The sequence below is a fragment of the Lysobacter sp. A286 genome (assembly GCF_054052105.1).
Genome location: NZ_JBSVRJ010000003.1, coordinates 104,833 through 118,523 on the forward strand (window position 1 = coordinate 104,833; position 13,691 = coordinate 118,523).

The window sequence follows — 13,691 nt, forward strand, 5'->3', positions numbered from 1 at the left end:
ACCATGCCCGTGACCATTGACTCCAGGTCGTTGTCGTCGGCGGCCGCCGTGCCGCCCCGCGACCTTGCTGCCCGCTACCGGGACGTGCGGGCTCGCAGCCTCGTGTTGGCGGACCCGCTGTCGGCCGAGGACGCGATGGTGCAGTCGATGGCCGACACCAGCCCGAGCAAATGGCACCTCGCGCATACGACCTGGTTTTTCGAGCGCTTCGTGCTCGGCGCCCGCGATGGTTACCAGCCGCTCAATGCCACCTGGGACTACCTGTTCAACAGCTACTACCAAAGCGTCGGGCCGATGCACGAACGCACCCGGCGCGGGCTGTTGTCGCGGCCCACGCTTGCGCAGGTGCTGGATTATCGCGACCAGGTGGATGCACGGATGACCGCTGCGTTCCTTCGCGGCGATTTCGGATCGGCGGAAGATGGTGGCAGCGGATTGCTGCAGCGCATCGAGCTGGGCCTTCACCATGAACAACAGCACCAGGAGCTGCTGCTGACCGACATCAAGCACGCCTTGTGGTGCAACCCGCTGAAGTCGGCGTACCGCACCGATCTGCAGCAGCCACGCAGTCACCCCAGCCCGCTGGAGTGGATCGACCAGGACGAGGCCGTCATCCAGATAGGTGCACCGCCATGGCCGAACGCCAGCGACGTTTTTGCCTATGACAACGAGTCGCCGCGGCACCGGGTATTGATGCCGTCCCATGCGTTGGCAAGCCGCCCGGTCAGCAACCGGGAATACCGCGCCTTCATCGACGATGGTGGCTATCGGAACCCGGCGCTGTGGCTCAGCGCCGGCTGGGCGCAGGTCAGCCAGCAACGCTGGTGTCGGCCGCTGTACTGGGAGCAAGCGCTGGAGCGCGAGTTCACCCTTGGCGGGTTACGGGAGATCGACCCGCATGCGCCGGTGTGCCACCTGAGCTATTTTGAAGCCGACGCATTCGCGCGCTGGGCCGGCGCGCGGCTGCCCACCGAGTTTGAGTGGGAGCATGCCGCGCAATCGCTGCCGGTTGATGGAAACTTTGTCGACGACGACCGGTTGCAGCCGCTTGGCGTTCGCGCCGATGGCCGCACGCCGCGGCAAATGTTCGGCGACGTCTGGGAGTGGACTTCCAGCAGCTACAACGCCTACCCCGGTTTCCGCGAAATGCCCGGGGCGCTGGGTGAGTACAACGGCAAGTTCATGTGCGGCCAACAGGTGTTGCGCGGCGGCAGTTGCGTCAGCCCAGCCGACCACCTGCGAGCCAGCTACCGCAATTTCTTCTATCCGCCCGACCGCTGGCAGTTCTCCGGCCTGCGCCTGGCCAGGGATGCCTGATGACGACCGCTGAGACCGCCGTGCTGCCACAAATCACCGACCTGCAACCCACCCCCGACGACATCATCGGCGACACTCTGGCCGGCTTGTCATCCACGCCGAAGACGCTGCCGTCGAAGTACTTCTACGATGAGCGCGGCTCGCAACTGTTCGAGCAGATCACCCGCCAGCCCGAGTACTACCTCACCCGCGTCGAGCTGGAACTGCTGCATGCCTCGATGCCGCAAATCCGCGACGTGGTCGCCGCAAACGCGCACGTGGTCGAGTACGGCAGTGGCAGCGGGCGCAAGACCCAACTGCTGCTGGAAGGGCTGGATGACCCGGTCGCCTACACCCCGATCGAGATCTCGCGCACCGCGCTGGTGGCCAGTGTCGAGCGGCTGGCACTGATGTTTCCGCAGATCGAACTGTTGCCGGTGTGCGCCGATTTCACTGATGCGGTACCGCTGCCACGGCCGGTGCGCGAGACGGGCCACACGCTGGTGTTCTTCCCCGGCTCGACCCTGGGCAACTTCGATGAAGCCGATGCGTTGCGTCTGCTGTGCTCGATGCGCGCCACCATGGGTGCACGCGGCCAGGCATTGATCGGGATCGACCTGGACAAGGACGCCGGCGTGATCGAGGCGGCCTACAACGATGCCGCCGGCGTCACCGCGCAATTCACCCTCAACCTGCTGGCCCGGCTCAATCGCCAGATCGGCAGCGATTTCGACCTGGCCGGCTTCCACCACCGCGCCGTGTACTCGCGCCCGCGGGGCCGCGTCGAGACCGACCTGGTCAGCCGGCGCGCGCAGGACGTCCATGTCGACGGCCAAGCGTTTCATTTCAACGAAGGTGAGGCAATGCGCGTCGAGTACAGCCACAAGTACACCGACGCCAGTTTCGAGGCGCTGGCCGCCCGCGCGGGGCTGCGGATAATCGAGCGCTGGAACGACCCGCGGGACTGGTTCGGCCTGCGCCTGCTGCAGCCCGTTCCTTCTACCTGAGAGTCCGGGCATCTGGTTGGGGCCGGGCTTTCAATCGTTGCGTCGCGGGCGATTGTTCAATCGGCGTGGAGGGCACCGCCCATTTCCTTGACCCGTGGATTACGGTGCGGGGACTAGCGTGGTTTCCACGGCGAAGTCGTTCGGCTTCGCGACCATTGGAGAGACCACATGACCACCCATCGCACTGGCGACAACCCGACCCGCCTGCTTGATGAGACCGGCCAACAGGATTACTGGAAGAACCAGTACAGCAAGGAAGGCTATTACGAGGCCGGCCGCACCTACGACGAGTACGACCCGGCCTATCGCACCGGCTATCAGGGCCAGCAGCGCTACCAGGGCAAGACCTTCGACCAGGCCGAGCCGGAGTTGAAGAGCGACTACGAGCAAGCTCGCGGTCAATCCCAGCTTGGTTGGGAAAAAGCCAAGCACGCCGTCAAGGCCGCTTGGCACCGGGTCGAGGACGCGCTGCCGGGTGATGCAGATCGCGACGGGCACTGACGCGACGGCCACTAAACCGGCGTCTCATCCCAAGGCTTGAACGCTGGGTGCCGTGGACGCCTACGGCACTCAGGGCTCCAGCGTTTCCAGTGTCTCGGCCGGCAGCGGAACCATCGCCCAGAACGGAACGTTGCGCTCGCACCAATCCGTGGCGGCCTCATTGAGGATCGCCAGCAAGGTATTGAAGCCGGCGTCGCGGGTGGCCTGCCATTGGCCGCTGTTGTCCAGTACCAGCAGGTAGCCGGGTGCGGGCAGCCATGACAGGTCGCCCAGGCAGTCGGCGAGCGCATCCCAGTTGGCGCCGAACCAGTCCGGGAACTGCAACGTCTCGCCGATCCTGGTCAGCGCGCCGGCCTTGTCCGCGCAGTTGGCCAGGTCGATGCGCGCCACGGTGAAATCCAGGGATGCGGCAGCGGTAGTCATCGCCGGGGTATCGCGATCATCGATGAAGTACGCCCCGGCGCGCAGCGGGTCAACCAGCATTGGACGCAGCTCGCTGACGTTGGCGGCGTTCATCGCGATGCCGCCGGCAGTTGGAAACGACGAAAGCTGCGGTAATGGTCGTCGGTGTAGAAATACTCCACCGGCGGGTCGCCGCCGGTCACGATGCGCCGCGCGCCGCGATCGCGGGAGCTGGGCGTGGGCACGGTGAACTCGTGGTAATAGCCGCGCGGCTGCGCCGGCAACTCGCGTTCGCGATTCTGGAACACGCCGCCGTCCTGACGGTAGTCGTACGGCCCGCCACGGGCGATGTCGTCAAGCACCGCGTGCGCCTGGGACGGCAGGAAGGCCGGATAGCCCGGGCGCGCAGCCGACGCGGAACCGGTGACGTCGCCGGGCAATTCACCGGGCGCGCCGCCCGGAGGGAGCAACGCGCCGTTATCGGGCCGCTGCGTCCATGCCAACAACCCGACCAGGACAACGCCGGCAACCAGCCAAGCCGATCGGTTGCGATGCATGGCGCTGCGTCCTAGCCGCAGGTCAGGCTGTTGATCGCGCCCAACTCGTTGACGTGCATGTTCAGCCGGTCCTCGCGGTAATCCTGGGTCACCGCCTGGTTCGGTTCGATCACCCGTACGTGGCTGCTGTTGCTCTCGATGCGCGCGCGCTCCACGATTTCGGCGGTGGCGGCGTTGCCGATCGCCCACGAGATCGTGTCGGTCGTGCACGGGCCCACGATTACCTGCGGCGGAGGTGCTGCCATCGTGGTGCAGCCGGCGGCCGCGAACATGATGATGGCGGCAGGTAAGGCGATTCGAACCATGGTGCTGCTCCTGATAGTCAATAGCGCGAGCGTGCCGTCGAAACCGTTAGGATCATGTAAAAGCCAGCCGCAGTATCAGCCGCGCCAGGGTCACCACATCCTGGTGGTTGTGCGCGCACACGCGCCGCAGCAGCGCGGACGAGCCGCCGCGCAGATACGATCGCCAGGCTGCGGGTGCTTGCGAGCCGGGCAGGTCGTCCTCGCGCACGATCTTCAGCAACTCGCGCTCGATCGTCGCCAACCGGCAGTTCTCCCACGTCCCGCGGTAGCGACGTCGCGTCGGGAACAGCAGGTCGACATGGTCCAGCGGCGTGATCGGGTCGTCCATCCGCGCGAGCCGGTAGCGCGTCTTCAACAGCGGTGAGTCGTAGCAGCGGCCGTTGTAGCTCGACAGCACCGTGGTCGGCGCCAACCAGCCGGCGAACGTGCGCAGCATCAGTGGTTCGGCCGCCAGGGTAGTGATCAGTAACTGGCGCACACGCAAGCCATCGCCATGGGTCGGATGACGATGCCAGTCCGCCGCGCCGATCTGGAACGCGCGCGTGCCGGTGCCGCCGGCCAGGCCGGTGGTCTCGGTATCGAAGAACAGCAGGTCGCGGGGGTTGACCGTGTCGTCGCGTTTGGCAAAGGTCAGCGGCAGCGCTTGGGCAGGCGCCGCGAACGGCAGCCAATCCTCGATCAAACGCAGCCCCGGGGCGATCTCCTCGCCGGGCAGTGAACGGTCAACCGGGCCGCGCGGCGGTGCCGCATAGATGGGCAAACGCTCGCGCACACCGAGCAGGCGGCGCAGTGATTCGATCGAGGTCTTCGCGCTTGCTGGATCTGGTCGGGTGTCCGGCTTGCCTGCCTCGCGCTTGAGCGCGCGCAGCCGTTCAAGCGTGATGCTCACACCGCACCCACGGTCGGCACCAGCAGGCCCAGCACCCGTCGCGCCAACGACTTCGGGGTGAGGCCGTCGCCGTCTTCGGTGGCGGCCAGGATCGGCCCGACGCACGCCGGGCAACCGGCCTTGCAATCGCACCGCTCGACCAGTTCGATCGCGCGCTGTACCAGTTCCGCCTGTCGCACCCACAACGGCTCGCTGAGGCCGACGCCGCCGGGGAAGTTGTCGTACAGGTAGACGGTCGGCACGAACTGGCGGACTTCGATCAGCGCGCGGTTGGTGGCCGCCTGGCTGACCGGTGAGCGTGAGTCGCCCGTATCGCCATGCCTTCCGCCACCACGATCCCCGTCGCCTTCCCACCCGCGCAGCCGCCCGCGGCCGCTGGCGTCGGCAACGGCGAACCACGCGCTATCGTCGTTGCCGACCGACTTCTGCAAATCGCGCGCATCGGCCATCACCGCCACCGTCGCCACCACGTGCAGTGCGTAGGCGGCGCCGAGGAAGCCGTCCAGCGCATCCTGGCGCGACTCGAACCACGCCAGCAGCACCGACTGCGGCAGTTGCCACCACACCGCAGTGGTGTGCAGTTCCTGGTCGGGCAGGTTGACCGGGCCGTAGCCGATGTTCTCGTGGGTGTAGTAGCGGATCTTCTTGTAACCCGACACCCGCCGCACCACGTGGACCTCGCCGTGATGCGCGTTGCCACGACCGGCGAGATCACTGTCAAAGCGCTCCAGCACCTTCAGCTTGGTGTAGTCGATCGAGTCGGTGTAGTAGTCCACGTGGGTACGGGTGACATAGGCCTTGCGCCCCTCCCAGTCGAGCCGCTCGACCTGGTACGGGGTGCTCTGGACCATGTGGATTGCGCCCTCGTACAGGGTCAGTGCGGCGGCAGAGTAATCGACCTCGGCGATGATCCGCTGCTGGCCACCGGTTTTGTCGACCACCACGAAGTTGCCGTCGGCGACCGAGCGCAGCGACACCGAACCGGCCGGATAACTGTCGGCGATCCACTCCCAGCGGTCGCCTTCCTTGTGCACCACGTCGGTTTCGGCCAGGGCTTGCAGGTACACCTCCGGCTCGATTGGGCCGAACATCTCGTCCACCACAAAGGCCAGCTCGAACGCCGCGCAGCGGATGTGGTCGAACAGGATCAGCGGCTGGTCCGGGGCAATGCGGGCGTGCTCCGGTGGTGCGTCGGCGAAGAAGTCCGGGTGCCGCACCACGTACTGGTCCAGCGGCTGCGAGTTCGCCACCAGCACGCCCAGCGATGGCCGCTGCCGGCGACCGGCACGACCAAAGCGTTGCCACGTCGCCGCCACCGTGCCCGGATAGCCATTGAGCACCACCACGTCGAGCGAACCGATGTCCACGCCCAGCTCCAGCGCCGAGGTCGAGATGATTCCGTCGATGCGGCCGTCGCGCATGTCGCGCTCGGCCGCGCGGCGTTCGGTCGGCAAATAGCCGCCGCGATACGCGCGGATCCGCGGCGGCTTGCGCGGGTCGGAATCGAACACGTCTTTCAGGTACTTGGTCAGCACCTCGACCATCAGCCGCGACTGTGCGAACACCAGCGTCTTCAGCCCGGACTTGATCGCGATCCGCGCAATCCGGTTGCTCTGCGACCGCGCCGACGCACGCAGCCCCAGATCCTTGTTGACCACCGGCGGGTTCCACAGCAGCACGTGCTTGTCGCCGGTCGGCGCGCCCGACTGGGTGATCGTGTGCACGTCCGCCTCGATCAGTGCGCGCGCATGCTCGCCCGGGTTGCCGATCGTCGCCGAGCACAGGATGAACTGCGGCGTCACCCCGTAGAACGCGCAGATCCGCTTCAGCCGGCGCAACACGTTGGTGACGTGCGAACCGAACACGCCGCGATAGGTATGGATCTCGTCGATCACCACGTAGCGCAGGTTTTCGAAGAACTGCGCCCACTTGGTGTGATGCGGCAGGATCGCCTGGTGCAGCATGTCCGGATTGCTCACCACGATGTCGCCGTGCAGCCGGATCGCCTGGCGCGCATCGCCGGGCGTGTCGCCGTCGAAGGTGAACGCCTTCACTCCGAGATTGCCCGCGCGGTTGAGCTCCAGCAACTCGGCCACCTGGTCCTGGGCCAGCGCCTTGGTCGGGAACAGGTACAAAGCCTTGGCCTTCGAATCGCCCATCGCCGCCGCCACCACCGGCAGGGTGTAACACAGTGATTTCCCCGAAGCGGTCGGCGTCACGATGGCGATATTTTCGCCACGTTGGGCTGCCTCCCAGGCCTGCGCCTGATGGCTGTACAACCGGTCGACCCCACGCGCGCGCAACGCCGCCGCCAACGCCGCCGGCACGTCGTCCGGGATCGGCTCATACGATCCCTCCTGTCCCGGGATCATGAAGCTGCCGGTAATCCGGTCCTTGTAGCGTCTCGCCAATGCCTGGCTCAGCGCCGCCCCATCACCTCCGCGCCGCGCACCGCTGGCCAATGCCAGCGCGCGTTCCTCATCCTCGACCCGTCGCGCCAGCGCCTGTGCCATCTGCCTTCCTCGTCAAATGGAAGCAGTGGAGCAGACCCCTGTCGCAGCGAATGAGACAGAAGAACAGATCATCACGTCACCGCTGCGCGTCGCCCCTCGGCTGCTCAAGTGCCTGCTGTTCCTGCTCCCGCGCGATCCAGTCCTCGATCGCGCGCCGGGCGCGCCGCTCCTCGGCCTTCTCGCGCAGCGCCTCCAGGCTCAGCACCCGGTAAAGTCCGACCATCACCGCGACCATCAACAGCGCGAACGGCAACGCGGCCACGGTGATCAGTGTCTGCAGCGCGCCCAGCCCGCCGGCCATCAGCATTGCCGCGGCGATCAGGGCGATGGCGATGCCCCAGGCGAACTTGCGCGCCAGCGACGGGTCGCCCGCGGACTCGCTCGACATCGAGCCCAGCACCAGCACCGCGGAGTCGGCCGAGGTCACGAAGAAGATCACCAGCAGCACGATGGTCAGGCCCGACAACAGGCCCGACAGCGGCAGCATGTCGTACATGCCGAACAGCACGGTCTCGTAGCCCACATCGAGCGCGCCTGCCATGTCCACGCCGCCGAACATTTGCCCCCACAGCGCGGTGCCGCCGAAGGTGGCGAACCAGGCGAAGCCGAGCAGGCTGGGCACCGCGACCACCCCGAGCACGAATTCGCGCACGCTGCGACCGTACGACACCCGCGCGATGAACGCGCCCACGAACGGCGACCAGGAAATCCACCACGCCCAGTAGAAGATCGTCCAGTCCGCCACCCAGGTGCTCGCGGAGAACGGAGCCATGCGCAGGCTCATCTCCACCAGATGGTCGAGGTAGCTGCCCAGTGAGGAGGTGAAGGTATCGAAGATGAAGGCGGTCGGCCCGAGCAGCGCCACCGCCAGCAGCAGCACCCCGGCCAGGATGAGGTTGAAGCTCGACAGCCACTTGATGCCGCGGTCCACGCCGCTGGCGCTGGAGGCCATATACAGCACGAAGCACACCGCGATCACCGCCAGCTGCATGCCCAGGCCAGTGGGCAGGCCGAACACGCGCCCCAGGCCGGCGCTGATCTGCATGGTGCCGAAGCCGAGTGTGGTGGCCACGCCGATCGCAGTGGCCACCACCGCGACGATGTTGACCAGCTTGCCGATCCAGCCCAGGTGGCGGTCGCCGATCAGCGGCTGCAGCAAGTCGCTGATCAGGCCGCGCCCGTTGCGGTTGTACTGGAACCAGGCGATCGCCAGCCCCATCAGTGCATAGATCGCCCACGGGTGCAGGCCCCAGTGGAAGAAGGTGTAGCGCATCGCCGCGCGCGCAGCCTGCGGCGTTCCCGGCGGCAGGCCCTCCGGCGGCGTGAGCAGGTGAGAGATCGGCTCGGCCGCGCCCCAGAACACCAGGCCGATGCCCATGCCGGCGGCGAACAGCATCGACAGCCACGCGGGTTTGGAGAACTCGGGTTCCGCATCGCGCCCGCCGATCCGCAGCCGCGCCAGCGGACCAAAGGCGAGGTACGTGAGGAACACCAGGGTGAGGAACACGATCAGCAGGTACAGCCAGCCGGCATGCTGGATCACCGCCGCCAGCGCGGTATCGCTTACCGCCTCGAACGGCTTCGGTGCGAAGCCGGCAACCACCGCCAGCGCGATGACGAGAAACAATGAGATGCGGAAAACCATGGCTGTATCTCCACGAGGCGTCTGTGGTCACAGCTTAAGCGGCATGCGTCGCCTTGAGTTTCGCCTCCGGCACCGGCCGCAGGGTGAACGCACGCAGCCGGTCGGGGCTGGCTACGCCGATCCCGCTGTCGCGTCCCGCGGTGTACAGCGTCACGTGCGGCGGCGGGACCGGCAGCTGGCGGCCGAGCAGGCGGCCCAGCGCGTGATGGAACGGGGCCATCGCCGGCAGCTCGACCAGCTCGATGATCGAGTGGGCGGCGACGGCGTGGCCTTCCCCACCCAACGGCTTGCGCAGTAGGAGGTACCGACCGGTGCGACTGAAATCCCAACGCCGGGACGCGAACGCATGGTCAAGCGCGCCGGTGAGACAAGTCTCAGCGAACACGCCTCGCAGTTCGCGGCCCAGGGCGCCGCCGATCAATGTGATGTGGAGTTCGGACTTAGGCTTCAACGCAACCCCGTTGATCGCGATATCGGCACGCGGCGGCGCCCAACGCGCCGGAGCGATCGGCAGGACCAGGGTGTCGTCGGTGAGCATCATGGCGTCATCATGGGCGTGCGACCAACCGCGCGCACCACAGCGTTTTATCCGCGGTTCTGTATTGCCGGCGTGTTGCGACGCACAATACCCGCTTGTCTTTGCAAGGATCCGGCCCGTGGCGGACACCTCAACCTCAACCAACCCGGTGCTCGACCGCCGCCGCATCGCCCTGGTCCTGTTCGCCTTGGCGACCGGTGGTTTTGCGATCGGCACCAGCGAGTTCGCGATGATGGGCCTGATGCCCAGCCTGGTGCTGGGCCTGGACATCACCGAGCCCCAAGTCGGTCATTTGATCAGTGCGTATGCGCTGGGTGTCGTGGTCGGCGCGCCGGTGCTGGCGATCCTCGGGGCGCGGTTGCCGCGGCGCTCGTTGCTGCTGGCGCTGATGGGCTTCTACGCGCTCGGCAATCTGGCGACCGCATTCGCCCCGAACTACCACGCGATGCTGGCGTTCCGCTTCATCGCCGGCCTGCCGCACGGCGCCTTCTTCGGTGTCGCGATGCTGGTCGCCGCCTCCATCAGCCGCCCCGACCAGCGCGGCGCGGCGATCAGCAAGGTCATGCTGGGCCTGTCGATCGCGATCCTGGTCGGCAACCCGCTCGCGACCTGGCTGGGACAGGCCCTGAGCTGGCGTTACACGTTTGCCCTGGTCGCGGTGGTCGCGGTGCTGACGGTCGCGATGATCGCGCGCTTCCTGAGCGCTGATCCCTCCGAGCCACGCCAAAGCCCCTTGCGCGAGATACGCGCGTTCCACCAGTCGCAAGTGTGGTTGACGCTGCTGATCGGCGCGGTCGGCTTTGCCGGCATGTTCTGCGCCTTCAGCTACCTCGCGCCCACGCTGACCGAAGTGACCGGGGTCACCGACGGCTGGATCCCGATCGCGATGGCGGTGTTCGGCGTCGGTTCGGTCATCGGCAACCTCGCCGGCGGCTGGCTGGTCGACCGTATGCAGTTCCGCGCCACCGCGGTGATCCTGGGCTGGTCGGCGCTGGTGCTGCTGATCTACCCGTTCGCCGCGCACTCGTTGTGGAGCATCCTGCCGGTGGTGGTCGCGCTGGGCACGATGGGCGCGCTGGCGCCGGTGCTGCAGACGCGATTGATGGATGTCGCCGGCGAAGCGCAGACCCTGGCCGCCGCCTCCAACCACGCCGCCTTCAACGCCGCCAACGCCCTCGGCCCGTGGCTGGGCGGCATGGCCATCAGCGCCGGATTCGGCTGGACCTCGACCGGTTACGTGGGTGCCGCGACGGCGCTGGCTGGGCTGCTGGTCTATGCGTGGGCGCGTTGGGATGAGCGGCGGTTGCGCGCGTTGGACGCGGCGTAAGCGAGACAGCGCAAAGAGCAACGTCCAACGAGGTGATCAGGTCGGCGATAAACGTTTTAGAGCAGCTGGTTTCTGAATGGCTAAAATGGACAAAATGGATAAAACGTCCTAACGTGATCCCCACGCAACCGGAGCCTCGCCATGCCATCTCCCCTGCCCCTTGATGACGTCCGCCAGCTTGTCGATGGCGACACCCCGGTTCATTCCGCTTCGGAAGTGAAGAGCGGTTGGAGCGGGATCGTGCGCGAGGCGGTACGTCACGGCGAGGTTATCGTCACCCACCACGGCAAGCCGCAGGCGGTGGTGGTGGACGTGGTCGCCTACGCCGCACTGGTGCGGCGGGCGCAGGCCAATGATCCGCTGCAGGCGCTGGTCGCCGACTTCGACCGCAGGCTGGCGGTGCTCAATACCCCGGGCGCAGGCGACCGGCTGCGTCGTGTGGCTGCAGGTGGCATCGCCAGCCCGGCCCGACGACGCATCAGCCCCGTCGCCGACAAGTAACTTATGGCGCCCGAAGTTGCGTCCAAGCGCCCGACCCTGCTGGTGCTGGCGGGCGTGAACGGTGCCGGCAAGAGTTCCGTGGCGGGCGCGTCCCTGCGCAGCCAGGGGCTGGATTACTACAACCCCGACGAGGCCACCGCGCGCCTGCTCGCCGACGGCATCGCCCCCGGCGAAGCGAACGCCGCGGCATGGCAGCACGGTCGGCGCGCGCTGGAGTCCGCCATTGCCGAGGGTCGCAACTTCGCTTTCGAGACCACGCTGGGCGGCAATACCATTCCCGCGTTGATTGGTCGTGCGTGTGACACGCATGCGGTCACGGTCTGGTTTGTCGGCCTCGACAGTCCGGAGCGGCATCTCAGCCGGGTTGCCGCGCGGGTCCTTGCCGGTGGGCACGACATTCCCGCCGACAAGATCCGCGCGCGCTGGGACGGTGCCCGCCGCAACCTCATCGCGTTATTGCCTCGCCTGCACGAGCTGCGCGTGTATGACAACAGCCACGAGCAACCCAACGGCGCCGTCGCGGCGAATCCGTCGTTGCTGTTGCACTGGCGTGGTGGACGAATCATCGCGCCCGTGGCCGCACGGCTGCGCCGGACACCGCAGTGGGCGAAGGTCATCGTGGAGGCTGCGTTGCAGCAACAGGGATAGAGAGGCTGCAACGCATCAACGCGGCAGTGCCACTACCGGCTCGCCTTCATCCTCCTCGCAGCGCGCCCCGGTATCCGCCACCGGCGATGGCACCTGCCCAGGCACTTCCGACGGCACCGCAATCGCGTCGGGGTCGACCGGCAGCATCGTCGCCTCGCGCCAGCGACCCCATTTGTAATAGGCCAGCGACAACACCGCCGACACGAACGCGCTGACCGGGAAGCTCCACCAGATCGCGTCCACGCCCAGCTCCGGTTGCAGCCAGTTGGCGAACGGCACGCGCACGCCCCACAGCGCCAGGCCGAGGATCACCAGCGGCGGGATCACCGCGCCGGTGGAGCGGACCACGCCGGCGACCACGAAGGTCACCCCGAAGAACAGGAACGACCACACCGCGATGTGGTTGAGGTGGCGGGCGATCTCCAGCGCTTCGCTGCCGGTGGGCATGAACATCGCCAGGGTGTACTGGTCCAGCAGGATCAGCGGGGCGATCAGCGCGCCGGTCAACAGGAAGTTGAAGCCGATGCCGTGGCGGGTCGTTGCTTCCACGCGGTCCCAGCGGCCGGCACCGACGTTCTGAGCGGCCATCGAGGAGCACGCCGCGCCGATCGCCATCGCCGGCATCTGCACGTAGGTCCACAGCTGCAGGGCGGCGCCGTAAGCCGCGGTGGTGAGGGTGCCGTACTGGTTGACCATCGTGATCATTGCGATCATCGCCAACGAGATCATCACCATCTGCAGGCCCATTGGCACACCCTTGACCACCAGCGTGCGCACGATGATCCAGTCGGGCTTGAACAGGTGGCTTTCATCACGACCGATCCACAGCGGGTGGCGCTTGTGCCGCAGCCACACCAGCATCGCCGCCAGCGCGATGACGTTGGCGATCAGGGTGGCCATCGCGCTGCCGGCCATGCCCATCTCCGGCAGCGGGCCGATCCCGAACATCAGCAGCGGCACCAGCACGATGTCGAGCAGCACCGCGATGAACAGGAACAGGAACGGCGTGCGGGTGTCGCCGGCGCCGCGCAGGATCGCCGACAGGAATGCGAACGCGTAGAGGAACGGCAGCGCCAGGAAGATGATCTTCAGGTAGGCGTCGGCCAGTGGCAGCGCCGCTTCCGGGGTCGACATCCAGACCAGTACATGGCGCGACAGCGGCAAACCGATCGCCGCCAGCGCAATCGAGATGCCGAGGAAGAACGTTGCCGCCGAGCCGATCACCCGGCGTGCTTCCGGCAGGTTCTTCCGGCCCATCGCCTGCCCGACCAGGATGGTCGAAGCCATGCCGAAGCCGAACACCCCGCCCAGCAGCAGGAACATGATGTTGTTGGCGTTGGCGATCGCCGTCAGCGCTTCCTCACCGAGGAAGCGACCGACCCAGACCGCGTTGACCGAGCCGTTGAGCGACTGCAGCACGTTGCCGCCAAGGATCGGCAGGGCAAACACGAACAGGGTGCGCCCAATCGGGCCTTCGGTAAGGGTGCGTTGTTGGATCATCGGCGCTCCAGGCAGGCGGCTAGCGTAACGGGACACGGTGCATGCAGCGCGAATGCGCAATA

Annotated in this window: 13 protein-coding genes and 1 pseudogene; 6 read left to right on the forward strand and 8 right to left on the reverse strand. The window is 66.9% G+C overall.

Translation table 11 applies throughout. The features are described from left to right. Nucleotides 1-3 precede the first annotated feature (3 nt). From egtB to ACW7G0_RS12160, 3 genes are all read left to right on the forward strand, one after another. A complete protein-coding gene (gene egtB / locus ACW7G0_RS12150; protein WP_456989923.1) occupies nt 4-1,317 on the forward strand; it encodes an ergothioneine biosynthesis protein EgtB in 1,314 nt (437 codons plus the stop codon). After that, complete coding sequence (gene egtD / locus ACW7G0_RS12155; protein ID WP_456989925.1) at nt 1,317-2,303, forward strand: L-histidine N(alpha)-methyltransferase; 987 nt, start codon at nt 1,317-1,319, stop codon at nt 2,301-2,303. The genes egtB and egtD overlap by 1 nt, the downstream gene beginning before the upstream one ends. A gap of 168 nt (nt 2,304-2,471) precedes the next feature. Continuing rightward, the gene (locus tag ACW7G0_RS12160) at nt 2,472-2,804 is read left to right on the forward strand and encodes a hypothetical protein (protein WP_456962703.1); all 333 of its coding nucleotides are present in this window, start codon (nt 2,472-2,474) and stop codon (nt 2,802-2,804) included. Nucleotides 2,805-2,873: 69 nt separating this feature from the next. On the opposite strand, the gene ACW7G0_RS12165 is transcribed toward ACW7G0_RS12160, so the two are convergent. The 7 genes and pseudogenes from ACW7G0_RS12165 to ACW7G0_RS12195 all read right to left on the reverse strand — a co-directional run bounded on the left by ACW7G0_RS12165 (nt 2,874) and on the right by ACW7G0_RS12195 (nt 9,656). Then, nucleotides 2,874-3,320 carry a barstar family protein gene (locus tag ACW7G0_RS12165; protein WP_456989927.1) on the reverse strand — a complete coding sequence of 149 codons (447 nt, stop codon included), beginning with the start codon at nt 3,318-3,320 and terminating at the stop codon, nt 2,874-2,876. Further along, on the reverse strand, nt 3,317-3,763 hold the full coding sequence (locus ACW7G0_RS12170) for a ribonuclease domain-containing protein (protein ID WP_456989929.1): 447 nt from the start codon (nt 3,761-3,763) through the stop codon (nt 3,317-3,319). Before ACW7G0_RS12170 ends, ACW7G0_RS12165 begins: the two co-directional genes overlap by 4 nt. Before the next feature lie 11 nt (nt 3,764-3,774). After that, nucleotides 3,775-4,068 (reverse strand): I78 family peptidase inhibitor, encoded by a 294-nt coding sequence (locus tag ACW7G0_RS12175; RefSeq protein ID WP_456962700.1) that lies wholly within the window; start codon nt 4,066-4,068, stop codon nt 3,775-3,777. Nucleotides 4,069-4,120: 52 nt separating this feature from the next. After that, nucleotides 4,121-4,888: pseudogene (locus tag ACW7G0_RS12180) on the reverse strand (ribonuclease H-like domain-containing protein); the annotation flags it as partial. A 65-nt stretch (nt 4,889-4,953) separates the two neighbouring features. Continuing rightward, complete coding sequence (locus ACW7G0_RS12185; RefSeq protein WP_456989931.1) at nt 4,954-7,470, reverse strand: DEAD/DEAH box helicase; 2,517 nt, start codon at nt 7,468-7,470, stop codon at nt 4,954-4,956. A gap of 76 nt (nt 7,471-7,546) precedes the next feature. After that, complete coding sequence (locus ACW7G0_RS12190) at nt 7,547-9,115, reverse strand: BCCT family transporter (protein ID WP_456989933.1); 1,569 nt, start codon at nt 9,113-9,115, stop codon at nt 7,547-7,549. A gap of 34 nt (nt 9,116-9,149) precedes the next feature. Further along, on the reverse strand, nt 9,150-9,656 hold the full coding sequence (locus ACW7G0_RS12195) for a hypothetical protein (protein ID WP_456989935.1): 507 nt from the start codon (nt 9,654-9,656) through the stop codon (nt 9,150-9,152). 115 nt (nt 9,657-9,771) lie between these two features. On the opposite strand from ACW7G0_RS12195, the gene ACW7G0_RS12200 reads away from it, so the two are divergent. The 3 genes from ACW7G0_RS12200 to ACW7G0_RS12210 all read left to right on the forward strand — a co-directional run bounded on the left by ACW7G0_RS12200 (nt 9,772) and on the right by ACW7G0_RS12210 (nt 12,129). Next, nucleotides 9,772-10,980 (forward strand): MFS transporter, encoded by a 1,209-nt coding sequence (locus ACW7G0_RS12200; protein WP_456989937.1) that lies wholly within the window; start codon nt 9,772-9,774, stop codon nt 10,978-10,980. Nucleotides 10,981-11,121: 141 nt separating this feature from the next. After that, on the forward strand, nt 11,122-11,481 hold the full coding sequence (locus ACW7G0_RS12205; protein ID WP_456989938.1) for a type II toxin-antitoxin system prevent-host-death family antitoxin: 360 nt from the start codon (nt 11,122-11,124) through the stop codon (nt 11,479-11,481). A 3-nt stretch (nt 11,482-11,484) separates the two neighbouring features. Continuing rightward, complete coding sequence (locus tag ACW7G0_RS12210) at nt 11,485-12,129, forward strand: zeta toxin family protein (RefSeq protein ID WP_456989940.1); 645 nt, start codon at nt 11,485-11,487, stop codon at nt 12,127-12,129. 15 nt (nt 12,130-12,144) lie between these two features. Here ACW7G0_RS12210 and ACW7G0_RS12215 read toward each other — a convergent pair whose 3' ends face one another. Then, nucleotides 12,145-13,629, reverse strand: a complete 1,485-nt coding sequence (locus ACW7G0_RS12215) for an MATE family efflux transporter (RefSeq protein WP_456989942.1) — start codon at nt 13,627-13,629, stop codon at nt 12,145-12,147. Between the last annotated feature and the right edge of the window lie 62 nt (nt 13,630-13,691).

Bases quoted from the DNA above. Each gene is read 5' to 3' on its own strand.
- egtB (WP_456989923.1), top strand. From the start codon at position 4: ATGCCCGTGACCATTGACTCCAGGTCGTTGTCGTCGGCGGCCGCCGTG.
- egtD (WP_456989925.1), top strand. From the start codon at position 1,317: ATGACGACCGCTGAGACCGCCGTGCTGCCACAAATCACCGACCTGCAA.
- ACW7G0_RS12160 (WP_456962703.1), top strand. From the start codon at position 2,472: ATGACCACCCATCGCACTGGCGACAACCCGACCCGCCTGCTTGATGAG.
- ACW7G0_RS12165 (WP_456989927.1), bottom strand. From the start codon at position 3,320: ATGAACGCCGCCAACGTCAGCGAGCTGCGTCCAATGCTGGTTGACCCG.
- ACW7G0_RS12170 (WP_456989929.1), bottom strand. From the start codon at position 3,763: ATGCATCGCAACCGATCGGCTTGGCTGGTTGCCGGCGTTGTCCTGGTC.
- ACW7G0_RS12175 (WP_456962700.1), bottom strand. From the start codon at position 4,068: ATGGTTCGAATCGCCTTACCTGCCGCCATCATCATGTTCGCGGCCGCC.
- ACW7G0_RS12185 (WP_456989931.1), bottom strand. From the start codon at position 7,470: ATGGCACAGGCGCTGGCGCGACGGGTCGAGGATGAGGAACGCGCGCTG.
- ACW7G0_RS12190 (WP_456989933.1), bottom strand. From the start codon at position 9,115: ATGGTTTTCCGCATCTCATTGTTTCTCGTCATCGCGCTGGCGGTGGTT.
- ACW7G0_RS12195 (WP_456989935.1), bottom strand. From the start codon at position 9,656: ATGATGCTCACCGACGACACCCTGGTCCTGCCGATCGCTCCGGCGCGT.
- ACW7G0_RS12205 (WP_456989938.1), top strand. From the start codon at position 11,122: ATGCCATCTCCCCTGCCCCTTGATGACGTCCGCCAGCTTGTCGATGGC.
- ACW7G0_RS12210 (WP_456989940.1), top strand. From the start codon at position 11,485: ATGGCGCCCGAAGTTGCGTCCAAGCGCCCGACCCTGCTGGTGCTGGCG.
- ACW7G0_RS12215 (WP_456989942.1), bottom strand. From the start codon at position 13,629: ATGATCCAACAACGCACCCTTACCGAAGGCCCGATTGGGCGCACCCTG.